At 59.4% G+C, this 25,887-nt stretch carries 22 protein-coding genes; 15 read left to right on the top strand and 7 right to left on the bottom strand.

Annotation, left to right across the window (positions count from 1 at the left end; genetic code table 11):
- The 3 genes from FJD38_RS20525 to FJD38_RS20515 form a co-directional block, all read left to right on the top strand.
- The coding region (locus FJD38_RS20525; protein ID WP_341874142.1) for a phospholipase D-like domain-containing protein at nt 1-479 on the top strand (479 nt) is incomplete at its 5' end.
- The gene (locus FJD38_RS20520) at nt 479-1,357 is read left to right on the top strand and encodes a tetratricopeptide repeat protein (RefSeq protein WP_244302778.1); all 879 of its coding nucleotides are present in this window, start codon (nt 479-481) and stop codon (nt 1,355-1,357) included. The genes FJD38_RS20525 and FJD38_RS20520, both read left to right, overlap by 1 nt.
- A 165-nt stretch (nt 1,358-1,522) precedes the next feature.
- Nucleotides 1,523-1,792 carry a hypothetical protein gene (locus FJD38_RS20515; protein ID WP_122783618.1) on the top strand — a complete coding sequence of 90 codons (270 nt, stop codon included), beginning with the start codon at nt 1,523-1,525 and terminating at the stop codon, nt 1,790-1,792.
- Here the strand turns inward: FJD38_RS20515 and FJD38_RS20510 are convergent.
- The 3 genes from FJD38_RS20510 to FJD38_RS20500 all read right to left on the bottom strand — a co-directional run bounded on the left by FJD38_RS20510 (nt 1,789) and on the right by FJD38_RS20500 (nt 5,498).
- Nucleotides 1,789-4,152 carry a DNA polymerase II gene (locus FJD38_RS20510; protein WP_146387187.1) on the bottom strand — a complete coding sequence of 788 codons (2,364 nt, stop codon included), beginning with the start codon at nt 4,150-4,152 and terminating at the stop codon, nt 1,789-1,791. The genes FJD38_RS20515 and FJD38_RS20510 overlap by 4 nt on opposite strands.
- 10 nt (nt 4,153-4,162) lie before the next feature.
- Nucleotides 4,163-4,516 (bottom strand): hypothetical protein, encoded by a 354-nt coding sequence (locus tag FJD38_RS20505; protein ID WP_146387186.1) that lies wholly within the window; start codon nt 4,514-4,516, stop codon nt 4,163-4,165.
- A 280-nt stretch (nt 4,517-4,796) separates the two neighbouring features.
- Complete coding sequence (locus FJD38_RS20500; RefSeq protein WP_146387185.1) at nt 4,797-5,498, bottom strand: FadR/GntR family transcriptional regulator; 702 nt, start codon at nt 5,496-5,498, stop codon at nt 4,797-4,799.
- A gap of 246 nt (nt 5,499-5,744) precedes the next feature.
- Between FJD38_RS20500 and FJD38_RS20495 the strand changes: the two genes are divergently transcribed.
- Genes FJD38_RS20495 through FJD38_RS20485 form a run of 3 tightly spaced genes read left to right on the top strand, consistent with a single transcriptional unit; the run spans nt 5,745 to nt 10,098 of the window.
- Nucleotides 5,745-7,085 carry an MFS transporter gene (locus FJD38_RS20495; protein ID WP_122783622.1) on the top strand — a complete coding sequence of 447 codons (1,341 nt, stop codon included), beginning with the start codon at nt 5,745-5,747 and terminating at the stop codon, nt 7,083-7,085.
- A 35-nt stretch (nt 7,086-7,120) separates the two neighbouring features.
- Nucleotides 7,121-8,470 carry a glucarate dehydratase gene (gudD, locus tag FJD38_RS20490; RefSeq protein ID WP_146387184.1) on the top strand — a complete coding sequence of 450 codons (1,350 nt, stop codon included), beginning with the start codon at nt 7,121-7,123 and terminating at the stop codon, nt 8,468-8,470.
- Between the two features lie 44 nt (nt 8,471-8,514).
- On the top strand, nt 8,515-10,098 hold the full coding sequence (locus FJD38_RS20485; protein WP_146387183.1) for an aldehyde dehydrogenase (NADP(+)): 1,584 nt from the start codon (nt 8,515-8,517) through the stop codon (nt 10,096-10,098).
- Nucleotides 10,099-10,381: 283 nt separating this feature from the next.
- Here the strand turns inward: FJD38_RS20485 and FJD38_RS20480 are convergent, their stop codons facing one another.
- Nucleotides 10,382-10,789, bottom strand: coding sequence for an SRPBCC family protein (locus tag FJD38_RS20480; protein WP_146387182.1), 408 nt, complete (start codon nt 10,787-10,789; stop codon nt 10,382-10,384).
- A 56-nt stretch (nt 10,790-10,845) separates the two neighbouring features.
- On the bottom strand, nt 10,846-11,628 hold the full coding sequence (locus tag FJD38_RS20475) for a DNA-binding transcriptional regulator (protein ID WP_122783626.1): 783 nt from the start codon (nt 11,626-11,628) through the stop codon (nt 10,846-10,848).
- A gap of 139 nt (nt 11,629-11,767) precedes the next feature.
- Here FJD38_RS20475 and FJD38_RS20470 point away from each other — a divergent pair, with 139 nt between their 5' ends.
- The 9 genes from FJD38_RS20470 to FJD38_RS20430 all read left to right on the top strand — a co-directional run bounded on the left by FJD38_RS20470 (nt 11,768) and on the right by FJD38_RS20430 (nt 22,607).
- The gene (locus FJD38_RS20470; protein ID WP_122783627.1) at nt 11,768-13,426 is read left to right on the top strand and encodes a bifunctional 3-(3-hydroxy-phenyl)propionate/3-hydroxycinnamic acid hydroxylase; all 1,659 of its coding nucleotides are present in this window, start codon (nt 11,768-11,770) and stop codon (nt 13,424-13,426) included.
- Between the two features lies 1 nt (nt 13,427).
- On the top strand, nt 13,428-14,381 hold the full coding sequence (mhpB, locus tag FJD38_RS20465) for a 3-carboxyethylcatechol 2,3-dioxygenase (RefSeq protein ID WP_122783628.1): 954 nt from the start codon (nt 13,428-13,430) through the stop codon (nt 14,379-14,381).
- Nucleotides 14,382-14,398: 17 nt separating this feature from the next.
- A complete protein-coding gene (locus FJD38_RS20460; protein ID WP_122783629.1) occupies nt 14,399-15,262 on the top strand; it encodes an alpha/beta fold hydrolase in 864 nt (287 codons plus the stop codon).
- Nucleotides 15,263-15,276: 14 nt separating this feature from the next.
- Nucleotides 15,277-16,065 carry a 2-keto-4-pentenoate hydratase gene (mhpD, locus tag FJD38_RS20455; RefSeq protein WP_122783630.1) on the top strand — a complete coding sequence of 263 codons (789 nt, stop codon included), beginning with the start codon at nt 15,277-15,279 and terminating at the stop codon, nt 16,063-16,065.
- Nucleotides 16,066-16,117: 52 nt separating this feature from the next.
- Nucleotides 16,118-17,056: an acetaldehyde dehydrogenase (acetylating) gene (locus tag FJD38_RS20450; protein WP_146387181.1), complete on the top strand. Its 939-nt coding sequence runs from the start codon at nt 16,118-16,120 to the stop codon at nt 17,054-17,056.
- A 10-nt stretch (nt 17,057-17,066) separates the two neighbouring features.
- Nucleotides 17,067-18,077: a 4-hydroxy-2-oxovalerate aldolase gene (gene dmpG / locus FJD38_RS20445; protein WP_122783632.1), complete on the top strand. Its 1,011-nt coding sequence runs from the start codon at nt 17,067-17,069 to the stop codon at nt 18,075-18,077.
- A gap of 184 nt (nt 18,078-18,261) precedes the next feature.
- The gene (mhpT, locus tag FJD38_RS20440) at nt 18,262-19,467 is read left to right on the top strand and encodes a 3-(3-hydroxy-phenyl)propionate transporter MhpT (protein ID WP_146387180.1); all 1,206 of its coding nucleotides are present in this window, start codon (nt 18,262-18,264) and stop codon (nt 19,465-19,467) included.
- 74 nt (nt 19,468-19,541) lie between these two features.
- Nucleotides 19,542-20,813 (top strand): OprD family porin, encoded by a 1,272-nt coding sequence (locus tag FJD38_RS20435; protein WP_146387178.1) that lies wholly within the window; start codon nt 19,542-19,544, stop codon nt 20,811-20,813.
- Nucleotides 20,814-20,903: 90 nt separating this feature from the next.
- Nucleotides 20,904-22,607, top strand: coding sequence for an amidase (locus tag FJD38_RS20430; RefSeq protein WP_146387176.1), 1,704 nt, complete (start codon nt 20,904-20,906; stop codon nt 22,605-22,607).
- A gap of 157 nt (nt 22,608-22,764) precedes the next feature.
- Here the strand turns inward: FJD38_RS20430 and FJD38_RS20425 are convergent, their stop codons facing one another.
- A complete protein-coding gene (locus tag FJD38_RS20425; protein ID WP_146387174.1) occupies nt 22,765-24,402 on the bottom strand; it encodes a DUF1302 domain-containing protein in 1,638 nt (545 codons plus the stop codon).
- A gap of 100 nt (nt 24,403-24,502) precedes the next feature.
- Nucleotides 24,503-25,885, bottom strand: coding sequence for a DUF1329 domain-containing protein (locus FJD38_RS20420; protein WP_146387172.1), 1,383 nt, complete (start codon nt 25,883-25,885; stop codon nt 24,503-24,505).
- Between the last annotated feature and the right edge of the window lie 2 nt (nt 25,886-25,887).

Genomic DNA, 25,887 nt, shown 5'->3' with positions numbered 1-25,887 from the left:
AGCCGTACGAACTCAGGGAAATCCCCGGCCTGAAAATCATCATTGCGACCCTCGCCACCAGCGACCCGGCTCCGGGAAGTGCACCGCCTCTGCCCATGTCGGCCGAGACTGAAGCCCAGCTCAACGCACCAGTAACTAAAGCCCGATATAAAAACATCTACGTGCATTCAAAACTGCTGTTGGTAGATGACGTATATACCTTGCTCAGCTCCGCCAATATCAATATCCGCAGTATGCACAGCGACTCGGAATTGGGGATTGCGCACCCACATCCGGTGTTAGCGAAGTCTTTAAGGGAGAAGTTGTGGGGGATGCATGCGGGCCCATTAAAATCTTCAACTCAAGATAATTTCGATTTTTGGACTGAGCAAATGGATAAAAATTGGAAAGCACGGATAAAAGGCAACCCGCTTAAGTCACATCTACAGCGTTTCTGGGACATAACTACACCCTACAGTCCAGCATTTACGGTGGACTAATGCCTTTTTTAAACAATATCGCCCTGACTATTTTATTAACCCATGGAGGTCAAGCGATGGCTGACTTTAAACCTTTTGTATGCGTTCATGAAAAGGACTATTTACCTTCACTCGATCCTTTAGCCGACGCTTGGTACAGAGAAGCCGCACAACTGGCAAAGCCGGACACTTTACGACCTTGGGATCGCATCGTTGAGTTATATAGCAAAGCTGTAGAACGAGATCACTGGAAAGCCATGCATAACTTGGCAGCCCTCTATCGTACAGGGTGGCCTGGGGGTGTAGAAAAAGATACCCAGAAAGCTATCGATCTGTATCAGCGCATGATTGATCTTAATATCCCACAAGGTTTTTATAATATGGGGGCAATCATTGGGAATAGGGCCGGTGTTAAAAACCCAGCCACGGATGGTTTGACATTTTTGGACAAGGCCGCGAGGATGGGCAATCCTGCCGCCCTCACAGAACTCGGCAAGCAACATATATATATAGGAAATAAAGACTCACTCGGGCTTCAGTATACGCAATGCGCTGCGGATCAAGGATATGGGCAAGCCTACTATGAGCTAGGGTCTTATTACGAAATTGTCAAAAGTAACTTCCCAATTGCCCTGAAACACTATCAACTAGCATTATCGCAAGGGCACAACTTGGCATCACTGATAATGACGACAGTTTTTGAGAAAGAGTCCCCACCCCATATGGCAATGTGGTATAGCCCAGATGAGGAACTGAAAAAATTCTACACTGATCTACGGACACAATTAAAATCAGACCCCGACATACGTTTCCCCAACTTAATGAAAGACCATCCTCTTCCGCCTCATCCAACCCAAGGTTATGACGCAGAGAGGCCAGACTGGAAGCCCGATCAATAAGCACCCTTTTTATACATCCAGGCACTGGAAATATCATGACCTCCCTCGTTACAAGCAACCGATTTCAGGCTGCCTCTTATCAGTCCACCCGTTTAAAAACAGGCGACTGCAACAAAAAGGAGTAACCTGCCGTCCGGCTTTATTTCCCCGCCCCATGGAACCCCTATGTTTCCCAACGCTGAGCGCTACAACCACTCCACCGAATACGCCAACAAACTGGTCGACCGTATCGGCCAAACCCCCGCCTGGATTGCCCAGCGCATCGGCGTCACCGAGAAACGCATGCGCTATATCCTCGCCGGCGAGCGCATTATCAAAGGTGAGAGCACCGAAATCCTGATGAGCTACGCCGAGCAGTTTTGCATGGAGTGCCTGGCCGCCGAAGCCAAGGCCGCCAAAGATCGCGCCCGCTCAAAGGCCGCTACTCAGGATTAAAACAATCCCATCTGGCCGCCCACCAAGGCGCTGAAGTCGTCGTCAACGAACACCAGAATGGCATCCGCCACCGGTTGCAGTTGGCGCGTCAGGTAGTGGTCGTAGTCCACTTCGGCGGTACGGTTCTCCAGCGGCTGCGGCCCGGCCAGGGTGATCACGTAGCTGATGTACCCCCCGTTCTGGTACTGGCGCGGACGCTGTTGCTGGTCGTTGAATTCATCGGCCAACCGCGCCGCCCGCACGTGGGGCGGCACATTGCGCTCGTAGTCGCTGAGCGGTCGACGCAGGCGTTTACGATAGATCAGCAGGTCGTCGTGTACGCCCGCCAAGGTGTCGCGCACAAACTCGCGCACGTAGTCTTGATACGGCTCGCGGTTGAAGATGCGCAGGTACAACGCCCGCTGAAACTGTTGGGCCAGCGGCGACCAGTCGCTGCGCACGGTTTCAAGGCCTTTGTAGACCATCTCGCGCTGCCCGTCCGGGTGCACCACCAAGCCTGCGTAGCGCTTTTTACTGCCCTCCTCGGCGCCTCGGATAGTCGGCATCAAGAAGCGGCTGTAGTGGGTTTCAAACTGCAGCTCCAGCGCGCTGGTCAATCCGTACTCGTCACGCACGTGGGCTTGCCACCACTGGTTGACGTGTTGCACCAGTTCGCGACCGATACGCGCTGCATCTTCTTCGCTGTGTTCACTGCGCAGCCAGACGAAGGTGGAGTCGGTGTCGCCGTAGATCACGCTGAAACCCTGCGCTTCGATCAGGGCACGGGTCTTGAGCATGATTTCATGCCCGCGCAAGGTGATGGACGACGCCAGCCGCGTGTCGAAAAAACGGCAACCGCTGGAACCCAAGACGCCGTAAAAGGCATTCATGATGATCTTCAAGGCTTGCGACAACGGCGCATTTTTTTCCCGCTTGGCCACTTCTCGGCCGTTGGCAACGCGCTCGATGATCGCCGGCAAACAATGCCGGGTGCGCGAAAAACGCGCCCCGCGAAAGCCCGGCACAGAGGTTTCGTCGCCCGGTTCACGCAGCCCTTCGACTAACCCCAGCGGGTCGATCAGAAAGGTGCGAATGATCGACGGATACAGGCTCTTGTAATCGAGCACCAGCACCGACTCGTACAAGCCCGGCGAAGACTCCATGACAAAGCCACCGGGGCTGGCCTGAGGCGGGTTGGCGCCGACGTTCGGCGCGACGAACCCCTGACGGTGCATCAACGGCATGTACAGATGGTAAAACGCCGCCACCGAACCGCCGCTGCGATCAACCTCCAGCCCCGTCACCGAGGCGCGCTCGAGCAAAAAAGTCAGCAGTTGGGTTTTCTCGAAGATGCGCGTCACCAACTCGCAATCCTTGAGGTTGTAACGCGCCAGCGCAGGCTTGTCCTCGACGAACATGCGGTTGATTTCATCCATGCGCTGGTACGGCGTACTGATGTCCTTGCCCTCGCCCAGCAGCGTCTGCGCGACGTTTTCAAGACTGAATGAGGGAAACGACCAGGTTGCTGAACGCAGGGATTCAATGCCGTCGATAATCAGTCGGCCCGGCGCACTGGCGAAGAAGTGATTGTTGCGCGTGCCGTGCTCGCGCCACTGCATTTCACTGCGACCGCGCCCCAACAGCAACGGAATGCCCAACCGCCGTGCATGCTCGTGCAACACGCGCATGTCGAACTGCACCACATTCCAGCCAATGATCGCGTCAGGATCATGCTCGGCCATCCACTGGTTCAGCTTGTGCAGCAAGTCACCACGGGTGGCGCAGAATTCAAGGTCGAAGTCGACCGCTGTGTCGGTATCAAGGGCTTTGCCCAGCATGTACACCTGACGCTGACCACAGCCTTCCAGCGCAATGGAATACAAGTCGCCGTGAGCGCTGGTCTCGATGTCCAGTGACACCAGTTTCAAACGCGGCCGGTAATCGGGATGCGGTTTTATCCGGGTGTTGAGCAATACGCCATCGACCTCAGAGCCCGCGCCAAAACTGACAGGCGCGGTGATAAAGCGCTCCATCAGGAAACGCTCCGCAGGGCGCACATCGGCTTCGTACACATCGATGCCGGCGCGGCGCAGACGTTGGGCAATATCGAGCAATTGCGCGTATTGACGGCAATATACGCCGACTACGGGCCGCGACTGAAAATCACACAGCGCCAGCTCACGCAGCTCGATATCACGCTCTTCGCTGAGCAGCGCGTGTGCCTGATCGCGTTGCGCCAACGGAATAAACGCATTGCAGGTCTGATAAGGCAGGCGCACGCGTTGTGGCCCGGCATCGGTGGCGAGCCAGAATTCAACCTCGATGCCTGACGGGGTATCACGCCAGTGCCGGGTCAGTACAAAGCCGTGTCTCAGGCCCATTGCACAGTGATTACAAGCATGTGGCCAACATCGCCAGACGGCGCATGGCCGAACTGTCGTCAGGTTGTTTGGCGTAATAACTGACCGCCGTGCCCGTGCCCTGTGGCAGCAGATCGGCGAAGGATTCGGCGTTGCGGGTGTAGACCGTCAACTGACCGGATTTTTCAGTGTTGATGTAGGCGCTGGCGTCCACGCCGAAGACGTTTTCATCCTGCCATGAAAACTTGATGCACTCCGCAACCAGTGGCGTGGGTTTGGCAGACGCCAAGACCCGCGTTGCAGGCTTGGCACGTGCATCATCCATTGCCGGTGAAACGCAACCGGCCAGCAAGGCCACGCTCATCACGCCAATCAGCATTCGCATTGAAAATCTCCCTGAAAAAAGGTGAGCACGATAGCACGCTGCCAGTGTGAAAAGTCCCTCAGCCTAATCAGTGTCCGGCCAATCAGGAGAACGCAAAGTCTCGTAGCAGCTGACGAGCAGCGCGAGGCTGCGTTCGGTCGCGAAGCGATCGTTAACCGCATAACGAGGTTTATCTGATGGACCGGTTTGAATGGTTTTACGACGGCTGCGCCATCGAACGCAGCCTTCGTTCCTCGACAGCTGCTACAGGTTTCCATCGGCGCGGCCCGCGATACCTACATCAATCCACCGCCATGCGCTCAAGGCTGTTGCTCAGGTGCAGCAGCATGGCCGCTCGCGCCGCATCGGGGTCTTGCCGGCGGATCGCCTGCAAAATGGCTTCATGCTCGATCACGGCCATCTGCCCAAGCTGCGTTAAATCAGCATCCCCCCGCTCATCCGCATCAAGGCGGGTACGCGGGATCACCGAACGGCCCAGCTGGCAAATGATATCGGTGAAATAGCTATTGCCCGTCGCCTGGGCAATCAGTTTGTGAAAGCGCATATCAGCCTCGACACTGCTGTCGTTGTTGGCCAAAGAACGCTGGTAGTCATCCAGCGCTTCACGCATGTGCTGCAATTGCCCTTCAGTGCGCCGCCGGGCCGCCAATGCCGCCGCCTGGGTCTCAAGCCCCATGCGCAATTCAATTATCCCGCGCACGCTGTCTGCCGTATCGCGCTTGAGGTGCAAGCCCTGGCGCGGGTCGCGTGCCAGCACAAAGGTACCAATCCCATGGCGGGTTTCGACCAACCCCGACGCTTGCATTCTGGAAATGGCTTCACGCACCACCGTTCGGCTGACGCCATGCTCGCGCACGATGGCCGATTCGGAGGGCAGTTTCTCTCCCGCCGCCAATTGGCCCAACAAAATCCGTTGAGTCAACTCAGCCACGATGTCATGGGCAAGGCCTTGCGAGCGTTTGCGTATCGAGGAGTCGTCCATAGAGGTTCCCTGTGGGTGATACGGGCCATTCAACCCCGCCCCAACATGTATGACAAGTGGAAATAACCGAATCACCCCTTCTCTTTTCCAGTCACCACACACGCTTGAATACAGCAAAAAAGCCTGTAATGAGCTCTAAAAGAGCATTGCCTGCCTAAAAATCAAGTCGTATGATGTCCGTCAACTGCAGGCCATGCCTTCAGCACACACCAACCCGCATAAAAATAATCAGTGGGGTTAAGCTCTGTGAATACTTCCGAAAACGTGTCTGCTGCGCCCGCCATCGAACCCGTTCTGGCGCGCGCGATCCACAAGGTGAAGCGCCATATCCTGCCGCTTTTCGTCATCATGTTTATCGTTAACTACATCGACCGGGTCAACATCGGCTTTGTGCGCACGCACATGGAGCATGATCTGGGAATTGGCGCAGCAGCCTATGGCTTTGGTGCCGGGTTGTTTTTTATTGGTTACGCACTGTTTGAAGTGCCCTCCAACATGCTGCTGCAAAAGGTCGGGGCGCGTATCTGGCTGACCCGCATCATGTTCACCTGGGGCATCACGGCCACCCTGATGGCCTTTATCCAGAACGAAACCCACTTCTATATCCTGCGTTTTTTACTCGGCGTGGCCGAGGCCGGTTTTTTCCCGGGGGTGATTTATTACTTCACCCGCTGGCTGCCCGGCGCCGAGCGCGGCAAGGCAATTGCCATTTTCCTCAGCGGTTCTGCGCTGGCCTCGCTGATCTCTGGCCCGCTGTCCGGCCTGTTGCTGCAAATCAACGGTTTGGGCCTGCACGGCTGGCAGTGGATGTACATCATTGAGGGCATGGCTTCGGTGCTGCTGTGTGGCTTTGTCTGGTATTGGCTGGATTCCAAACCCCATGACGCCACGTGGCTCAGCCGCGCCGAGCAAGATGCGCTGGTCAATGAAATTGACCGCGAACAGCGCGAGCGCGATGCCGTCAACACGGTCAAGCCGAGCGTGTTCAAGTTGCTCAAAGACCGCCAGATCTTGCTGTTCTGCGCGATCTATTTCTGCATTCAGTTGACCATCTACGCCGCGACCTTCTGGCTGCCGAGCATCATCAAGAAAATGGGCGACCTGAGCGATATGCAGGTCGGTCTTTTCAACTCGATTCCGTGGTTGATTTCGATCCTTGCCATGTATGCATTCGCGTCTCTGGCCAGCCGCTTTAAATACCAGCAGGCGTGGATCGCCGCGGCCTTGCTGATTGCCGCGCTGGGCATGTTCCTGTCGACCACCGGAGGGCCGATCTTTGCCTTTATCGCAATTTGCTTCGCCGCCATCGGTTTCAAATCGGCTTCGGCGCTGTTCTGGCCGATTCCACAGGCTTATCTGGATGCGCGCATCGCTGCGGCGGTTATCGCGCTGATCAATTCGGTGGGCAACCTGGGCGGGTTTGTTGCCCCCACCACGTTCGGCTTTCTGGAACAGACCACCGGCTCCATTCAAGGCGGTCTTTACGGGCTGGCCGGTACATCCATTCTGGCGGCAATCATTGTGTTCTTTGCCAAGACCAAACCCAAGCCCGCGGACGATGTTCGCGCCGTCTTGCAACCCGCTTAGCACCTGACTCCAATAAAAAATTCAAGGAACACGCCATGAATGCCGAACATCAGCACCACGCCAGCCATGCACCAGTGATAACTAGCCTGCAAGTGATTCCAGTGGCCGGTCATGACAGCATGCTGCTCAACCTCAGCGGCGCCCACGGGCCGTTTTTCACCCGAAACATTGTTATTCTCAAAGACAGCAGCGGCCGTACCGGTGTCGGTGAAGTGCCCGGCGGCGAGCGCATTCGCGAAACCCTGGAAGATGCCCGCAGCCTGGTCGTGGGCCAGCCTATTGGGAACTACCAAAGCATTCTCAACGCCATGCGCCGCACCTTTGCAGCACGGGATTCGGCGGGCCGGGGCCTGCAAACCTTCGACCTGCGCATCACCATCCACGCCGTCACGGCCATGGAAGCCGCCCTGCTCGACCTGCTCGGTCAATTTCTGGAAGTGCCGGTGGCCGCCCTGCTCGGTGAAGGCCAGCAGCGCGATGCGGTGAAGATGCTCGGCTATCTGTTTTATATCGGTGACCGTCAACAGACCGATCTGGCTTATCGCAATGAAGCGGATGGCGATGACTGGTTTCGCCTGCGCCATGAGCAGGCGATGACCCCGCAAGCCGTGGTCCGTCTGGCCGAAGCGGCACAAGCCAAATACGGGTTTAACGACTTCAAGCTCAAGGGCGGCGTGTTGCGCGGTGCCGAAGAAATCGAAGCCGTGACCGCGCTGGCTGAACGCTTCCCCGAGGCGCGCATCACCCTGGACCCCAATGGCGCCTGGTCACTCAAAGAGGCCGTGGCCCTGTGCCGCGACCAGCATCATGTACTGGCCTATGCCGAAGACCCCTGCGGCGCCGAAAACGGTTACTCGGGGCGTGAGGTCATGGCCGAGTTCAGACGCGCCACCGGCCTGCCGACGGCCACCAACATGATCGCCACCGACTGGCGTGAAATGGGCCACGCCATTCAATCGCACGCCGTGGACATTCCACTGGCCGACCCGCATTTCTGGACGATGCAAGGCTCGGTACGCGTCGCGCAGATGTGCCATGAGTGGGGCCTGACCTGGGGCTCGCACTCCAACAATCACTTTGATATTTCCCTGGCCATGTTCACTCAGGTCGCCGCCGCCGCACCGGGCGACATCACTGCCATTGATACCCACTGGATCTGGCAGGACGGCCAGCGCCTGACCCGTGAACCGCTGAAAATCGTCGACGGCCATATCAAGGTCCCGGCTCGCCCCGGCCTGGGTGTGGACATCGATATGGACGCCGTGGCCAAGGCCCACGAACTGTACAAAGGCATGGGACTGGGCGCGCGGGACGACAGCGTCGCCATGCAGTACATTGTTCCGGGCTGGAAATACGACAACAAAAAACCCTGTCTTGTGCGCTGATCCCCCCATGCGCGCTTTAAGCCTATCTAGCGAGGATTGAAACCATGTCGACCGTAACCGGCCACAACTTTATCGGCGGCCGCCGCAGCGCTGCTGGCACCACAACCCTTGAAAGCCTTGACGCCAGCACCGGCCAGGCGCTGCCTTATCGCTTTTATCAGGCCACCCCCGAAGAAGTGAATGACGCCGCCAATGCTGCCGACCAAGCGTTTGTTGCCTTTCGCCAGTTGAGCCCTGAACGTCGCGCTGAATTTCTGGATGCCGTCGCGGACGAAATCGACCAGTTGGGCGATGACTTTGTCGCCATTGTCTGCGCTGAGACGGCGTTGCCTGCCGGGCGTATTCAAGGTGAGCGCGGACGTACCAGCGGGCAGATGCGCCTGTTCGCCAAGGTGCTTCGACGCGGTGACTTTTTGGGTGCGCGTATTGACCTGGCCCTGCCGGACCGCAAACCGCTGCCTCGGGTTGATTTGCGCCAATACCGCATCGGCGTCGGCGCTGTGGCGGTATTTGGCGCCAGCAACTTCCCGCTGGCCTTCTCAACGGCCGGTGGGGACACTGCTGCCGCCTTCGCCGCCGGGTGCCCGGTGGTGTTCAAGGCACACAGCGGCCATATGGCTACGGCTGATCTGGTGGGCTGCGCGATTATCCGCGCGGCCGAAAAAACCGGCATGCCTCAAGGCGTGTTCAACATGATCTTCGGCGCAGGCGTGGGCGAAGCGCTGGTCAAGCACCCGGCCATTCAAGCGGTCGGCTTTACCGGCTCGCTGAACGGCGGCAATGCCTTGAGCAAAATGGCCGCTGAACGCGAACAGCCAATCCCGGTATTCGCCGAAATGTCGAGCATCAACCCGGTCATCCTGCTGCCTCAAGCACTGGCAGCGCGCGGCACTCAAGTGGCCAGCGAACTGGCGGCCTCGGTGACCATGGGCGCAGGGCAGTTCTGCACCAACCCAGGCCTCGTCATCGGCCTGCGCTCCCCTGAACTGACCGGGTTTATCGAACAACTGACACAGAACATGGCCGCACAGGCCCCTCAGACCTTGCTCAATGCGGGCGGTCTGCGCAGCTACGCCAAAGGCGTCGAGCACCTGATCAATCATGCGGGCATCACCCATCTGGCAGGCCACGCGCAAGCGGGCCAGCAAGCACAACCGCAATTGTTCAAGGCCGATGTCAGCCTGCTGCTGAACAAAGACCCACTGCTGCAGGAAGAGGTATTTGGCCCGGCAACCATCGTCATCGAAGTGGACGATGAGGCACAGCTTAAAGCCGCCTTGCTGGCCTTGCGCGGGCAACTGACCGCCACCCTGATCGGTGAACCGGCCGACCTTGAACAGTACCAATGGCTGGTGCCGATTCTTGAGCAAAAGGTCGGGCGCATTCTGGTCAACGGCTACCCGACGGGTGTCGAAGTCTGCGACGCCATGGTTCACGGCGGCCCGTACCCTGCTACTTCGGATGCTCGCGGCACGTCGGTAGGTTCCCTGGCCATCGACCGCTTCCTGCGCCCTGTGTGCTACCAGAACTACCCCGATGCCTTACTGCCGCCAGCACTGCAAAACAGCAACCCGCTGGGCTTGCAGCGCCTGGTTAACGGCGAGTGGAGCGCGAACGCGATTGCTTGAAACACGCTGAGTGAATGAATAACGGCGCCTGCAAATGGCGCCGTTTTCGTTTCTGCGCCGCCCTGCACAGGGGGGCCACCTCAAATTTCAGGCAAAAAAAATCCCAAGTAGCTGATGGAAACTTGGGATTTAAAAATGCATTAACCGTGGTAGGTGAACGCCGGGCGATAATATCCCATTGTCATAACCAGTAACAACCCATTGTGAGGGGTTTGTCACGGTGCGGTACTGACCCACGTCAGTGAATCAATCACTCACAACGGGACTGCCGACCTATTGCGGATTAACCCGGAAAATTGGCTTTCAAGGCTTGCAATCCCCCCTCGTACACACCTTTGAACAAGGCATGGGCCTCGTCGTCGCTGACGCCCACTGGTGTGAAGCTGCCCGACCAAGTGACCCGCGCGCCCTCACCGTGGACTTCGACTTTCAAGGTTGCCAAGTAATCGGCCACCGGAAACGGCGACTCAACGATCGAGTAACTGTAGGTTTTAGCTGCGTTATCGAAGGTTTGCAGACGCTCGACTATGGCGGCATCTGCGGTCTTGAGATGGCGCAGGCGCCCGCCTTCACTGGCCTCGCTGCTGATAATGAACGGTAGCCAGTCGGGCAACGAGTTGAAACCACCTACCAATTGCCACACCTGATCGGCCGAAACAGGAATATCGATAAACGCTGATGCAGTTGCCATGTGATGTGTGCCTCTGGGTTTTGAAGATTAAGCGACCAGCAGTTTACTCCAGAGGATCACTGACCGATCAACCCGGCCTGGATTTTACCCACGACCTCGTGCATCGCTGGCAGAAACCGCCGCGCGGCTTCTTCAACCGGCATGGCTTTGGCGATATACACCAGATTCAGGCAACCCATGACCCGCGCCTCATGCATCACCGGAATGGCAATGGCCGCGATTTTGCGCTCTTCGCCCCAATGTGCGTTGTTTTCGCCATAGCCTTTGCTGCGCGTGTGTTCAATCAGGCGCTCGACAAAACGACTGTCTGCCGCCAGCGCAGATTGCGCATCACCACGACTGATCATCAACTCTACCAACTCATGGCGCTCGGCGGGCGGGCAAAACGAAAAGTAGGCACGCCCGGTCGCGGTCATCAACAACGGCAAACGGCGCCCGACCATCGAGCGGTGAAACGACAGGCGACTGAAGCGATGGGTGGTCTCACGGATCACCATGGCGTCGCCATCCAGGGTGCACAGGTCGGTGGGCCACGCCACTTGTTGCAATAACTGGCCGAGCAAAGGCGCGCAAATGGCGGAGATCCATTGCTCATCGCGATAGCCTTCGCTGAGTTCGCGCACTTTGAGCGTCAGCCGGTAACTGTCATCCGACTCACTGCGCCGCACGTACCCTTCGACCTGCAATGTTTCCAGCAACCGACGCACGGTAGTGCGGTGCAAGCCGCTTTGTTCGGCCAATTGCGCCGTGCTGGCACCGCCATCAAAACGGTTCAGACCGTTAATCAATGCCAGCCCCCGGATCAAACCACGCACGGCTTTGTATTCGGTTTCGCTCATGTGCCTTCCATTATTTTTATCGGTAAATCAACGATGTGCACTCTGTGCACCCTAACAAGGGTTGTCGTTGTTCACCAGCCTTGCGATTTCCATACTGCGCGCAACAAGAAATCCAAAAATGCGCTGTACGGAGATACCCATGAGTACTGCCCACCTGTCTAGCCCTGTGGAGCTGTCCACTGATGTCGCCATTGTTGGCGCCGGCCCTGTCGGGCTGATGATCGCCAACTACCTGGGCCAATGTGGTGTGAACGTCACCTTGGTAGAAAAGCTCGACAGCCTGATCGACTACCCTCGCGCCATCGGCCTGGATGACGAAAGCCTGCGCACGTTTCAAGCAGTGGGTCTGGCCGAGAACGTGTTGCCGCACACCACCCCTTGGCATGCCATGCGCTTTATGACACCCAAGGGTCGCTGTTTTGCCGATATTCAGCCCAAGACCGATGAGTTTGGCTGGTCGCGCCGCAACGCCTTTATCCAGCCGCTGGCCGACCGTGTGCTGTTTGAGGGGCTGGCCCGTTTTGACAACGTCAAGGTGCTGTTCGGTCGCGAACTTGAAGGCTTTGAGCAAAGCGAGAGCGGTGTGCAACTGACGCTGAAAAGCGCTGACGGTCGCCGTGAATGCTTAAAGGCCCAGTACCTGATTGGTTGCGACGGCGGTAACAGCCTGGTGCGCCGCAGCCTCAATATCAGCTTTGAAGGCAAGACTGCGCCCAATCAGTGGATCGTGGTGGACATTGCCAATGACCCGTTGAGCACGCCGCATGTGTACCTGTGCTGCGACCCCGTACGGCCGTACGTGTCCGCCGCCCTGCCCCACGGCGTACGCCGCTTCGAATTCATGGTCATGCCCGGCGAGACCGAGGCCGAACTGAGCAAGCCCGAAAACATGCGCAAGCTGCTTGCCAAGGTGCTACCCGACCCGGACCGCATCGAGTTGATCCGCAGCCGCGTCTACACCCACAACGCTCGTCTTGCGGGCCGGTTCCGTGATGGCCGGGTACTGCTGGCCGGTGATGCCGCGCACATCATGCCGGTCTGGCAGGGCCAGGGTTATAACAGCGGCATGCGCGACGCCTCCAACCTGGCCTGGAAATTATCCCGGGTGGTCAAAGGGCTGGCAAACGACAGCTTGCTGGACAGCTATGAACTGGAACGCCGTGACCACGCCAAGGCGATGATCGACTTGTCGGTCATGGCCGGGCATGTATTGGCGCCGCCCAAGCGCTGGCAAGGAACCCTGCGTGATGGTGTGTCATGGCTGCTCAACTATGTGCCTCCGATCAAGCGCTACTTCGTTGAAATGCGCTTCAAGCCGATGCCGCAATACACCCGTGGCGCGTTGATCGTACCCACTGAAAAAGGCTCGCCGGTGGGCAAAATGTTTATTCAGCCCCAGGTGCTCACCGACGCCGGGGCCACGGTGCGGCTTGATGAAGTGATCGGTGAAAACTTCGCGATTATCGCGTGGGGTTGCGACCCTACCTGGGGCCTGAGCGCCGCGCAAATCACCCACTGGAAAGCGATGGGTACGCGCTTTATTCAAGTGCTGCCCGATGTTCAGCTCAGAGCGCCGAGCGACGCGGGTCACGAGGTGATTCGTGTGGGTGACAGCAGTGGTCGTTTGCGTGAATGGTTCGCTCGCGGTTCATCTTCCATCGCCCTGCTGCGCCCTGACCGCTTTCTCGCCGGGCTGGCCACCCCGCAAACGCTGGGTCGTACCTGCGATGAGTTGACGCTGGCACTCAACGCCCAGCCGCTCGCCAGCGTGACGCCTGTCGTCAGCAAGGTGGCTTGAGATGAGCGCTTATCTGCACTGCTTGTCGCATACCCCGCTGGTGGGCTTCGTTGATCCGGCCCCTGAGGTGCTGGCCGAAGTCGATGCCATGATCGGTGAGGCTCGCGAGCGTATCGCCCGCTTTGATCCACAACTGATCGTGCTGTTCGGCCCGGATCACTACAACGGTTTTTTTTACGACGTGATGCCGCCGTTTTGCATTGGCATGGCCGCCGAGGCCATCGGTGATTTCGACACCGCCGCCGGGCCGCTGGACGTGCCCAAAGCGCTGGCCCAAAACTGCGCACAGGCGGTCATGGACGCGGGTATTGATACCGCCGTGTCCTACCGCATGCAGGTCGACCACGCCTTTGCGCAACCGCTGGAGTTGCTGCTGGGCGGGTTGAGCCAGTGCCCGGTGATTCCCGTGTTTATCAACTCGGTGGCGGTACCGCTGCCCGGTTTCAAGCGAGCGCGACTGCTCGGCGAGGCCATTGGCCAATGGGCCAAATCGCTGAACCTGCGGGTGCTGTTTCTGGCCTCCGGCGGCCTCTCCCATCAGCCTCCCGTGCCGGAGTTGGCCAAGGTCGATGCGCGCATGGCCGACCGTTTGATGGGCAGCGGTCGCCAGTTGCCCGCCGATGAACGTCAGGCACGCCAGCAACGGGTGATTCAGGCAGCACGCCACTTTGTTGAAGACCAGAACAGCTTGCACCCGCTCAACCCTGTGTGGGACCAGCACTTTCTCGACACCCTGGAACAGGGCCGGTTGAGCGACTTCGACGGTTTGGGCAATGACGAACTGTCGGCGCTGGCCGGTAAGTCGACCCACGAAGTCAAGACTTGGGTGGCCGCCTTCGCCGCCTTGTCAGCTTTCGGCCCTTACCAGGCCGAAGGCCGTTACTACCGCCCGATTCCCGAGTGGATCGCAGGCTTCGGCGCTTTGGGCGCGAAGCCGCTGCACACCTCCCTTTGAATTCAAGGAACACTGCCATGACTGCCACTGCATTCACTGAAGCGTCCACCAGCCGGTTCGCCCGCATCAAAGAAGGCGATCTGGACTTACAACTGCATTACAACGATGTCGGCCAAGGCAAAGAGACCGTGATCATGCTTCACGGCTCTGGCCCCGGTGCCAGCGGCTGGGCCAACTTCAACCGCAATATCGAACCCTTGGTCAACGCCGGTTACCGGGTGATCCTGCTCGACTGCCCGGGCTGGAGCAAAAGCGACCCGGTTGTGAGCCAAGGCTCGCGCTCGAACCTCAATGCCACCGCGCTCAAGGGTTTGCTGGATGTGCTGGATCTGGACCGCGTGCACATTATTGGCAACTCAATGGGGGCCCACAGCACCGTGGCCTTTGCTCTGGAAAACCCTGAGCGCATCGGCAAACTGATCCTGATGGGCGGCGGCACCGGCGGCCCGAGCGCGTTTGTGCCGCAACCCACTGAAGGCATCAAGCTGATCGGCGCGCTGTACCGCGATCCGACCATCGACAACCTGAAGAAGATGATGAGCGTCTTCGTGTTCGACGCCAGCAGCTTGACCGAAGAGCTGTTCCAGACCCGCCTCGACAACATCCTGTCGCGCCGCGATCACCTGGAAAACTTCGTTAAAAGCAGCACCCTCAACCCCAAGCAATTCCCTGACTTTAGCCATCGCCTGCACGAAATCAGTGCCGAGACTTTGCTGGTGTGGGGCCGTGAAGACCGTTTTGTACCGATGGACACCGGCCTGCGCCTGCTGGCCGGCCTGCCTAAAGCCCGACTGCACGTATTCAACCGTTGCGGGCACTGGGCGCAGTGGGAACACGCAGATGCGTTCAACCGCATGGTGCTGGACTTCCTCACCCATTGATGACTGAGACTCTTATGAATGTGACCCCAGAAACATTGGCGCAATTGGCCGCCGACCTGCGCCAGGCTGAAATCAGCGGCGAAGCCATCGGGCCGCTGCGCGAGCAGATCGGTGAAGACAACGCCAGCGCTGCGTACGCCATCCAACAGCTAAACGTCGCCCACGCCGTAGCCAATGGCCGCCGTGTGGTCGGCCGCAAGATTGGCCTGACCAACCCCAAGGTGCAAGCGCAACTGGGCGTCGACCAACCGGACTTCGGCACCCTGTTTGCCGACATGTGCTACGGCGACAACCAGACCGTGCCCCTGGAGCGTGTGCTGCAACCCAAAATCGAGGCAGAAATCGCCTTGATCCTGCAACACGATCTGCCCCACGCCGACACCACCTTTGACGAAGTCATGAGCGCGACGGGCTGGGTTGTGCCCGCGCTGGAGATTGTCGGCAGTCGGGTGCAGCAATGGAATATCCGTTTCGTCGACACCGTGGCCGATAACGCCTCCAGCGGCTGCTATGTGTTGGGCGGCCCGGCCCGGCGCATTGAAGGGCTGGACTTGCGCAACGCGGTTATGCGCATGACCCGCAACGATGAGCAAGTGTCCACCGGCAGCGGCGCGCAATGCCTGGGCCACCCGATCAATGCAGCGGTATGGCTGGCCCGCACCATGGCGCGGCTGGGCAATCCGCTCAAGGCCGGCGACATCATTTTGACCGGCGCATTGGGGCCGATGGTGGCGGTGGCCGCCGGGGATCGTTTTGAAGCGCACATCGAAGGCATTGGCCAGGTCGGCGTGGATTTCTCGTAAGACAGGCACCGCCGGTGCAACCGGCAACCTGCGTGCACATGAGGCAACAATAATGAACAAGAAACTTAAAGTCGCGATCATCGGTTCCGGCAACATCGGCACCGATTTGATGATCAAGATACTGCGCAACGGCAAGCACCTGGAAATGGCCGTCATGGTCGGCATCGACCCCGCTTCCGACGGTCTGGCTCGCGCCGAACGCATGGGCGTGGCCATCACCCACGAAGGCGTCGAGGGCTTGACCCGCATGGACGTGTTCAAGGACATCGACTTCGTCTTCGACGCTACATCCGCCGGTGCTCACGTCAAGAACGACGCCTTTTTGCGCTCGGTCAAACCGGGTATTCGCCTGATTGACCTGACGCCTGCGGCCATCGGCCCGTACTGCGTACCCGTGGTCAATCTGGAACAGAACCTCAATCAGCTCAACGTCAACATGGTCACCTGTGGCGGGCAAGCGACCATTCCGATGGTGGCGGCCGTGTCCCGTGTGGCCAAGGTTCACTACGCCGAAATCGTCGCCTCCATTGCCAGCAAATCCGCCGGCCCCGGCACCCGCGCCAATATCGACGAATTCACCGAAACCACCTCCAAGGCCATCGAAGTGATTGGCGGCGCGACCCAGGGCAAGGCCATCATCGTGATGAACCCGGCCGAGCCGCCGTTGATGATGCGCGACACGGTGTTTGTGCTGTCCGAAGCGGCCGATCAGGGCCTGGTTGAAGCCTCCATCGTCGAAATGGCAGCGGCCGTGCAGGCCTATGTGCCGGGCTACCGACTCAAACAAAAGGTGCAGTTCGACGTCATCCCCGAGGATGCACCGTTGAACATTCCCGGTCTGGGCAAGTTTTCGGGCCTCAAGACCTCGGTCTTTCTCGAAGTCGAAGGGGCTGCCCATTACCTGCCCGCGTACGCCGGCAATCTCGACATCATGACCTCCGCTGCCTTGGCCACCGCCGAGCGCATGGCGTTGTCGATGCTTAACGCCTGAGGAGAAGACCATGAACGGTAAAAAGATCTACATCAGCGACGTGACCCTGCGCGACGGCAGCCATGCGGTACGTCATCAATACTCGCTCAAGAACGTGCAAGACATTGCCCGCGCGCTGGACAACGCCCGTGTCGACGCCATCGAAGTGGCCCACGGCGACGGCCTGCAAGGCTCCAGCTTCAACTACGGTTTTGCCTCTCACACCGATCTGGAATGGATCGAAGCGGCAGCGGACGTGATCAGCCACGCCAAAATCACCACCTTGCTGCTGCCCGGTATCGGCACCGTGCATGACCTCAAGGCCGCGTATAACGCCGGGGCGCGGGTGGTGCGTATTGCCACTCACTGCACCGAAGCCGACGTGTCGAAACAGCACATTGAATACGCCCGTGAACTGGGCATGGACACTGTGGGTTTTCTGATGATGAGCCACATGATTCCAGCCGAGCAGTTGGCCGCACAGGCCAAACTGATGGAAAGCTACGGCGCCACCTGCGTGTACATGGCCGACTCGGGCGGAGCGATGAACATGCAGGATATTCGCGATCGCTTTCGGGCGTTCAAAGCGGTGCTCAAGCCTGAAACCGAAACCGGCATGCATGCCCACCACAACCTCTCGCTGGGTGTGGCCAACTCGATCACGGCGGTTGAAGAAGGCTGTGACCGGATCGACGCCAGCCTTGCGGGCATGGGCGCCGGGGCCGGTAATGCGCCGCTGGAAGTGTTCATTGCTGCTGCCGAGCGCATGGGCTGGAACCACGGCACTGACCTGTACACCTTGATGGATGCGGCGGATGACATCGTGCGGCCATTGCAGGATCGGCCGGTGCGGGTCGACCGCGAAACCTTGGCGCTGGGCTATGCGGGTGTGTATTCGAGCTTCTTGCGCCACGCCGAAATTGCCGCGCAGAAGTACGGTTTGAAGACCTTGGACATTCTGGTCGAGCTGGGTAAACGGCGCATGGTCGGCGGTCAGGAAGACATGATCGTCGACGTGGCGCTGGATTTGCTTAAACGCTGAACCTTGCTTCCCTACCCCCGTAGCAGCTGCCGAAGGCTGCGTTCGGCGACGCAGTCGTCGTAAATCCGGATCACGCGGTTCACCTGCATTACCGCGTGCTCTGAATGGACGATCGCTGCGCAATCGAACGCCGCCTCCGGCAGCTGCTACGGGGCGTACTACAACAATAAAACGGGTACAGCCCATGACATCGCTCAACGTCACCACCGCTTTGCCGGTGGCGCGCACTATCGCTTTGTGTTTCCTCGTGGCCCTTATGGAAGGCCTCGATCTGCAAGCCGCCGGGATCGCGGCCCAAGGCATGGCTGCCGCTTTTGAACTGGATAAGTTACAGATGAGCTGGGTGTTCAGCGCCGGGATCTTCGGCCTGCTGCCCGGCGCGTTCGCGGGTGGCCGGCTGGCGGATCGCATCGGCCGTAAACGCGTGCTGATGGCGTCAGTGGCATTGTTCGGGGTGTTCTCACTGGCCACGGCCCTGGCATGGGATTTCAATAGCCTGTTGATTGCCCGTTGCCTGACCGGGGTGGGCCTGGGCGCCGCCCTGCCCAACCTGATTGCGCTGACCAGCGAAATAGCCGGCCCGCGCTTGCGCGGGATGGCGGTCAGCCTGATGTACTGCGGCGTGCCACTGGGCGCCGGGCTGGCAGCGATCATTGGCATCGCCGATCTGGGTGGCAGCTGGCACAGCGTGTTTTACGTGGGTGGGGTTGTGCCGCTGTTAATCGTGCCGCTGCTGGCCCTGTACTTGCCAGAGTCGCTCCAGTTTCGCACTGCTCAGGAGGCGGTGCCGGTAGGCGTTGTGCAGGGTCTGTTCCGCGAAGGCGCAGCGCTGTCAACGCTGCTGATTTGGGTCAGCTATTTCTTCACCCTGATGGTGGTGTACATCCTGATCAACTGGTTGCCGAGTCTGGTCATCGGTCAAGGTTTCAGCGGGCGTGAGGCCAGCTGGGTGATGCTCGCCCTGCAATTGGGGGCCGCCGTCGGCACGCTGTTTCTGGGCTGGGTGATGGATCGTCTGCCCGCCTGGGCTCTGTCTGCGTTGATCTACGTGGGTATTCTGCTGTCACTGACCGCGCTGGGACTGGCCACTGACCTGCAAAGCATGCTGCTGGCAGGTTTTGTCGCCGGTTTTTTTGCGACTGGCGGCCAGTGTGTGCTGTATGCGCTGGCACCGCACTTCTATCGCCCGTCCATCCGCGCAACAGGCGTGGGCAGCGCGGTGGCCATCGGCAGGCTGGGTGCCATGAGCGGCCCATTGGTGGCCGGCAAAATGCTCGCACTGGGCACCGGCACCGCCGGTGTCATGCTGGCGTCGGCACCGGGCATCGTCATCGCCGCCGTGGCGATGTTTTACCTGTCGCTTCGGCGCAACACAACCACACCGGACTGACCCCAACGCTACACATTGCGCGTCGACACGACGCGCAATGCTTGACCCCTAATAACAATAAAAGTGAATCTGCCATGCTCAAACCTGTGCTTTCGGTGCTCAGCGCCTGCACCTGCGCTTTCTATATCGGGCACGCGTGTGCCAGCGGCCTGGTCGAAGACAGCCACGCCGATCTGGTGATGCGCAACTATTACTTCGACCGCAACTACGTCAACGCCACGCCACAAGCCGCGGCCCGCGAATGGGCGCAAGGTTTTATCCTCAACCTGCGCTCGGGCTATACCGAAGGGCCAGTGGGGTTCGGCCTGGATGCCCAAGGCATGCTCGGGGTGCGTCTGGACTCCTCGCGTGCCCGCACCGGCACCGGGCTGCTGCCCTACAGTGCCAGCACCCGGGAACCTGCCGATACCTATTCGGAACTGGGCCTCACCGCCAAAGCCCGGGCGTCGAAAAGTGAACTGCAAGTGGGCACCATCAGCACCTTCCTGCCCATTGCATTCGCCAGCCCGACCCGCCTGCTGCCGCAAACCTTTCGCGGCGCGTACCTCAAATCCCGGGAGCTGGATAACCTGATCCTCCACGCAGGTTGGCTTGATCGCATCAACCTGCGTGACTCCACCGACTACCAGAAAATGTCGGTGGGCTCACCCAATGGCCGTTTCAACGGCGCTGCCGAGTCGAACCGTTTTATGTTTATCGGGGGCGACTACGCGTGGTCTTCGAGCCTGACCCTCAAGTACTACCATGCAGAACTGGCGCAACTGTACCGCAAGGATTTTTATGGCTTTGTCGATGATCGTCCCCTCGGCGCGGGACGTCTGAAAAGTGATTTTCGACTGTTTATCACTGGCGAAGACGGCGCCGCCAAGGCTGGCCCGGTCGACAACCGCAATGCGGCGTTGATGCTGACCTACAGCCTGGGAGCGCACAGATTGGGGGCAGGCTATATGCAGCTCACCGGCAAGACCGCCATGCCCTATCTGTTTGGCACCGAGCCACTGGTGATTACCGAGGGCACCCTGAGTTCTGAATTCCTCAACCCCAAAGAGCGCAGCTGGCAGGTGCGCTATGACTACGACTTTGCAGGGCTGAGCGTGCCGGGCCTCAAGGGCATGTTGCGCTATGTGAGTGGCGACAATATCGAACTGGCCAAATTCGGCGGCTCCAATCTGAGCGAAAGCGAAAAAGACATCGAGATCGCCTACGTGCTTCAAAGCGGCCCGCTCAAAGACCTGTCGCTGCGCGTGCGCAATGCCTGGTACCGCAACGACTTTATCGCCCAGGCCAGTCACCGCGATGACAATGAATTGCGCGTCAATGTCGATTACACCTGGAAGTTATGGTGAAAAAAGCACGCTAACGGTCACATGGGCTGGCTCAGCAGGCCGAAGTTTCGCTAAGCTCTGCCACCCCTATCAGCCACCAGCGGTAAGCGCATGATTGAAGTCACCGAGGTTTCCATTGCCCACCTGCGCGCGGCGCTTGAGTCCGGCCAGACCACTGCCGTGGAACTGGTGCAGGCCTATCTCGCGCGTATCGACGCCTATGACGCCCTCAACACCCCCACCGCGCTGAACGCGGTGGTGGTGCGCAACCCTGACGTGCTGACCGAGGCGCAAGCTTCTGACGAGCGCCGCGCCAACGGCCAAAGCCTCGGCCCGCTGGACGGCATTCCGTATACCGCCAAGGACAGCTATCTGGTCAAGGGCCTGACGGCAGCGTCTGGCAGCCCGGCCTTCAAGGATCTGATTGCCTACCGCGATGCGTTCACCATCGAGCGCTTGCGAGGTGCCGGAGCCATCTGCCTGGGCAAGACCAATATGCCCCCGATGGCTAACGGTGGCATGCAGCGCGGTGTGTATGGCCGTGCTGAAAGCCCGTACAACCCGGACTATTTGACGGCACCTTTTGCCTCGGGTTCGTCCAACGGCGCGGGCACCGCCACCGCCGCCAGTTTTTCAGCCTTTGGTCTGGCCGAAGAAACCTGGTCGAGCGGCCGAGGGCCGGCCTCCAACAATGGCCTGTGCGCCTACACGCCCTCACGCGGCGTCATTTCCGTGCGCGGCAACTGGCCGTTGACCCCGACCATGGACGTGGTAGTGCCCTTTGCCCGCACCATGGCCGACCTGCTGGAAGTGCTGGAAGTGGTGGTCGCCACCGACCCGGACACCCGTGGCGACCTGTGGCGCCTGCAACCCTGGGTGCCGATTCCCAGTGTCGCCGGTGTGCGCCCTTCTTCTTATGCAAGCCTTGGGGTCAAGGCTGATGCACTGGCGGGCAAGCGTTTCGGCGTGCCACGCATGTACATCAATGCCGACCCCGAGGCCGGTACATCCGAAGCGCCGGGCATCGGTGGCCCGACCGGCCAACGCATCATCACCCGCGCCTCGGTGATTGACCTGTGGCAAGCCGCACGCGCGGCTATCGAAGCCCAGGGCGGTGTGGTGATCGAGGTGGATTTCCCGCTGGTGTCCAATTGCGAAGGCGACCGCCCTGGCGCGCCAACCGTGTTTAACCGCGGGTTGGTGTCCAAAGAGTTCTTGCGCGACGAATTGTGGGAGCTGTCGGCCTGGGCGTTCGATGACTTTTTGCGCGCCAACGACGATCCAAAACTGAACCGTCTGGCGGACGTCGACGGCGCACAGATCTTCCCCCACGACCCCGGCACATTGCCCAATCGCGAAGACGATCTGGGCGCGGGCATGGACGAATACGTGCGCATGGCCCAACGCGGCATCACCCCGTGGGACCAGATCAGTTCCTTGCCGGACGGCTTGCGCGGGCTGGAGCAGACCCGCCGTCTCGATCTGGAAGACTGGATGGACCGGCTGGAGCTGGATGCGGTGGTGTTTCCAACCGTCGCCGATGTGGCCCCGGCAGATGCCGATGTGAACCCGGTGTCGGCGGACATTGCCTGGAGCAATGGCGTGTGGGTGGCCAACGGCAATCTGGCTATTCGCCATCTGGGCGTGCCGACCGTCACCGTGCCGATGGGCGTGATGGCCGACATTGGCATGCCGGTGGGGCTGACGTTTGCGGGCCGTGCGTACGATGATTCGTCGCTGCTGCGCCTGGCCTCAGCGTTTGAAGCGACCGGCAGCAAGCGCAGGGTTCCACCGCGCACACCGCCGTTGAGCTGATGCCTAGCCCGTAGCAGCTGCCGAAGGCTGCGTCCGATTGCGCAGCGATCGTAAAACCAGAGCATGGGGCTTGTACAGGCAAACCCCATTCACTCAATTTACGACGACTGCGTCGCCGGACGTCGCCTGCGGCAACTGCTACGCCACAATTGCAGGGTCAGAACGTGTATTTGCCGTTGAACGACACGTAGTCACGGTCAGACAGCGTTCGCCCTTGGGCGATGTTGGCCGAACTCAAGTAGGCCACATAGGTCAGGCCCAACTGGAAGTTGCCCAGGTATTTGAAGTCGCCACCCACGGTCAGGCGTTTTTCGGCGCGGCCCAAGCCCGAATAGGCGCTGCCGTCGATATTTTGCGTCCATGTCGCCTTGGTGGTCAGGTCCCAGCCATTGAATACGCTGGGGTGATCGAAGTACGCGCCCACGCCCAACAGGCTCGACCCTCGCGTCTGGCCGTCATACACAAACTTGTTGAACGTGCCGTCAGTTCCAGCACCGCCGCCGGTAATGGTCAGGTCGTCCACACCTTGAATGCGCTGATGCACCACTTCTGTCATCAACGTCGTTTGCTGTGCCATAAACGTCGGCCCGATGATGTACACGGCATTCAAGTTGCCTTGCCACACTTGCCCACGGGCCGGTGCGCCATTGCTCAGGTACACCGCGGCACCGTCGCGATAGCTTAGGTCACCGGCAAACTGCACCGAATCGCCCACCTTGGTGGTAAAGCTCACGCCGGTCAGTTTGATGTTGTCGAAGTAGCCCAACTGGTAGCTAGGGCCATTGCCGTTACCGCCGACCTTGCCCAGCGATGAATAGTGCGTCTGGCCGGTGAAGTCGAAAAACAGCGCGGGCACGCGGTCGTGATAGCGGTAATGAAATAAACCGATTTCGGTGTTTTGCGTCAGCCGGTAGCGGGTGCCCAGCCCCCACTCACCGCTGTTGCCGGGTTTGACTGAACCCCCATAGCCCACAGCGCGAAACTGCGGGTCGGGCAAGTTTTCGATAACTCCCGGGGCCAACCGATAGAACTCGGCGCCAGGGCCAAAGGTGTCACTGCCAAAATAGTCCCCCACCGGGTTAAGCAGGGTTTCTTCCCATTTGTATTGGTAGAAACCGAGCAAAGCCAAGTCTTCGTTGACCGACCAGGAGCCGGATACTTGCCCGACCGGCAGGTAGGCGTCTTTGGCTTCGGTGCCCGGCACGTTGAATTTGGTCGAGTCGACTGGTGCCTGCCCCTGGCTGATATTGGGCCAGAACAGGCTTTCGCCCCACGCCACCAGATGTCGCCCGGCCTTGAGCGATACATACTGATCATCATTGACCGTGAAATCCCCATACACGTAAGCATCCAGCAGGCGCGCCTTGCTGCCGCTGAGTTTGCGGGTGTCACTGATGAATTCGTCATAACGCCCGGTTTTGTTGACCGTGTCGGGCGAGTCGTTGGCGTTTCGCTGGTGGTACACCTCATCGTAGAAATGACTGCCGCGCAGCACCGCACCCAGGTTTTCATGCTTGAGCATCAACTCGCCAAACACACTGACCCGGTTGTTGATCAGCGAGCCACGTTTGAAGTTGCGCGTGGCGTCGTCGTAATTGAGGTTATTGAGGTATTCGCTGTCGGGTTTGACGGTACGCATCGAGGCGGTGTAATTGACCGTCAGGTTGGAGTCCAGGGTGGTGTTTTCACCCAGTTCCAGCGTCGGTAAAGCGAATGCAAATGTGCTCAACCCGCTCAGAAAACCGGCCCCCAGCACACGGCTGACAGGCTTGATGCGTGTGTACTGCGTAAACATGCGATGCTCCTTTTTATTGTTTTTGTGCTCATGCCTTGCGGTGCGCCGCCGACTGCGCACAGGCTGTGCCTGTGGCAGTCATGACGCTGCGCAGCGGGGGTTATTTGCCTGCGCGGCGAGCGGCTTCGGGGCCGAAGTCACCCGCGACGATCCCGCCTTTGTTGAGGATGTAGCCATCGCGCTGTTCGTTGATCAGGTTGAAGGCCAGATAGCTGCCAGCGTTCAAGTCGTGATAAAGGCCAACCCCGGCTTGCCAGGTCTGGGTTTCGGGGGCGTAGAAGTAGTTGACCATTGAGGTGCGCCATAGCTCGCCACGGTTGTCATAGTTGTCACCCATGATCGGAAACCAGGTGTCTTCGTCGATGTACATCGTGCGCTTGCCATACAGGTGACGGTTACCCGGTTTGAGCACACCTTCCAGTACCCAGACACGGTGCAGCTCGTAGCGCATGTTGTCTGGGTTGATATGGTTAGGCGTGAGCATGTTCGCGTACTGCAGGTTGTTGGCATGCAAGCGCGCAGTGTTGTACGGGATGTACAGTTCTTTTTTGCCGACGGTGTTCCAGTTGTAGCGCTGTGCTGAGCCGTTGAAGATCCGCACTTCATCGACCGTGATCGAACCGCCCGACCCTGGGAACGCCATGTCGAAGCCATAGCCCGGTGATTGGCGAACGCGGCGTGTGCCGGGGTCGTAGCGCCAGCTTTGACGAGGCTCGGTCTTGTCGTTCCAGAACTCGGTGCCGGTGTTGATTTCACCTTTGTCGCGTTGCGGCAGCAGGGTTTCGTTGAGGTAATAGGCAGAGTTGCCGGAGGTGTCACCGATCTTGCCCGGCGCAAGGCCCGGCGCCAGGTTGCGCGAGTGCACGCGGCCCCAGTTGATATTGCCGCCCTTGAGTACGTAAGCGTTGTCGGAGGTGTATTCCTCGGTCCAGGCCCGCACGGTGAACAACGAAGCATTTTTCAGCAACTCGATGCCGCTTTGCGGAATCGGGAACGCCACACCGCCTGTACGTGCCACGACCCCTTCGCCATCGTCCACCAACTTGGCCACCGAGGCGTTTTCCAGTGTGGCTTGGCACACCGTGTCCGAGAAACGGAAATCGCGGTGCGAGGGGTAAATCGGCATACGGAAGGTGCTTGGGTAGAGCTTGAACAGGGCTTTCTGCCCTTCGGACAAATGCGCGCCGTATTGGTCGAGATTTTGCGCGGTGATCACAAACAAAGGTTTTTCGTTGGGGTACGGGTCAATCGGGTGTTTGCCCGTGCCTTCAAACTTGATGCCGGGCGGCGCGCCCAGCCATTGGCCACTGTAGGCCGGGATGGTGCCTTCGGCATTGCCTTCTTTTTGCGCACCGACGCAGGTCAGATCCTTGCCCAACCGGGCAATCTGGTCAGCGGGTGCCTGGGCGAGCGTCAAGGCGCTGTAACTGTGTAAGGCCAGAGCGACTGAGAGCCAGCCGCCCATCTGAGAGAGTCGTCGCATGG

This window comes from Pseudomonas saxonica, from assembly GCF_007858365.1.
Taxonomy (GTDB): Bacteria; Pseudomonadota; Gammaproteobacteria; order Pseudomonadales; family Pseudomonadaceae; genus Aquipseudomonas; species Aquipseudomonas saxonica.
This window is presented reverse-complemented; position numbering and strand designations above follow the sequence as displayed.

Bases quoted from the DNA above. Each gene is read 5' to 3' on its own strand.
- FJD38_RS20520 (WP_244302778.1), top strand. From the start codon at position 479: ATGCCTTTTTTAAACAATATCGCCCTGACTATTTTATTAACCCATGGA.
- FJD38_RS20515 (WP_122783618.1), top strand. From the start codon at position 1,523: ATGTTTCCCAACGCTGAGCGCTACAACCACTCCACCGAATACGCCAAC.
- FJD38_RS20510 (WP_146387187.1), bottom strand. From the start codon at position 4,152: ATGGGCCTGAGACACGGCTTTGTACTGACCCGGCACTGGCGTGATACC.
- FJD38_RS20505 (WP_146387186.1), bottom strand. From the start codon at position 4,516: ATGCGAATGCTGATTGGCGTGATGAGCGTGGCCTTGCTGGCCGGTTGC.
- FJD38_RS20500 (WP_146387185.1), bottom strand. From the start codon at position 5,498: ATGGACGACTCCTCGATACGCAAACGCTCGCAAGGCCTTGCCCATGAC.
- gudD (WP_146387184.1), top strand. From the start codon at position 7,121: ATGAATGCCGAACATCAGCACCACGCCAGCCATGCACCAGTGATAACT.
- FJD38_RS20485 (WP_146387183.1), top strand. From the start codon at position 8,515: ATGTCGACCGTAACCGGCCACAACTTTATCGGCGGCCGCCGCAGCGCT.
- FJD38_RS20480 (WP_146387182.1), bottom strand. From the start codon at position 10,789: ATGGCAACTGCATCAGCGTTTATCGATATTCCTGTTTCGGCCGATCAG.
- FJD38_RS20475 (WP_122783626.1), bottom strand. From the start codon at position 11,628: ATGAGCGAAACCGAATACAAAGCCGTGCGTGGTTTGATCCGGGGGCTG.
- FJD38_RS20470 (WP_122783627.1), top strand. From the start codon at position 11,768: ATGAGTACTGCCCACCTGTCTAGCCCTGTGGAGCTGTCCACTGATGTC.
- mhpB (WP_122783628.1), top strand. From the start codon at position 13,428: ATGAGCGCTTATCTGCACTGCTTGTCGCATACCCCGCTGGTGGGCTTC.
- FJD38_RS20460 (WP_122783629.1), top strand. From the start codon at position 14,399: ATGACTGCCACTGCATTCACTGAAGCGTCCACCAGCCGGTTCGCCCGC.
- mhpD (WP_122783630.1), top strand. From the start codon at position 15,277: ATGAATGTGACCCCAGAAACATTGGCGCAATTGGCCGCCGACCTGCGC.
- FJD38_RS20450 (WP_146387181.1), top strand. From the start codon at position 16,118: ATGAACAAGAAACTTAAAGTCGCGATCATCGGTTCCGGCAACATCGGC.
- dmpG (WP_122783632.1), top strand. From the start codon at position 17,067: ATGAACGGTAAAAAGATCTACATCAGCGACGTGACCCTGCGCGACGGC.
- mhpT (WP_146387180.1), top strand. From the start codon at position 18,262: ATGACATCGCTCAACGTCACCACCGCTTTGCCGGTGGCGCGCACTATC.
- FJD38_RS20435 (WP_146387178.1), top strand. From the start codon at position 19,542: ATGCTCAAACCTGTGCTTTCGGTGCTCAGCGCCTGCACCTGCGCTTTC.
- FJD38_RS20430 (WP_146387176.1), top strand. From the start codon at position 20,904: ATGATTGAAGTCACCGAGGTTTCCATTGCCCACCTGCGCGCGGCGCTT.
- FJD38_RS20425 (WP_146387174.1), bottom strand. From the start codon at position 24,402: ATGTTTACGCAGTACACACGCATCAAGCCTGTCAGCCGTGTGCTGGGG.
- FJD38_RS20420 (WP_146387172.1), bottom strand. From the start codon at position 25,885: ATGCGACGACTCTCTCAGATGGGCGGCTGGCTCTCAGTCGCTCTGGCC.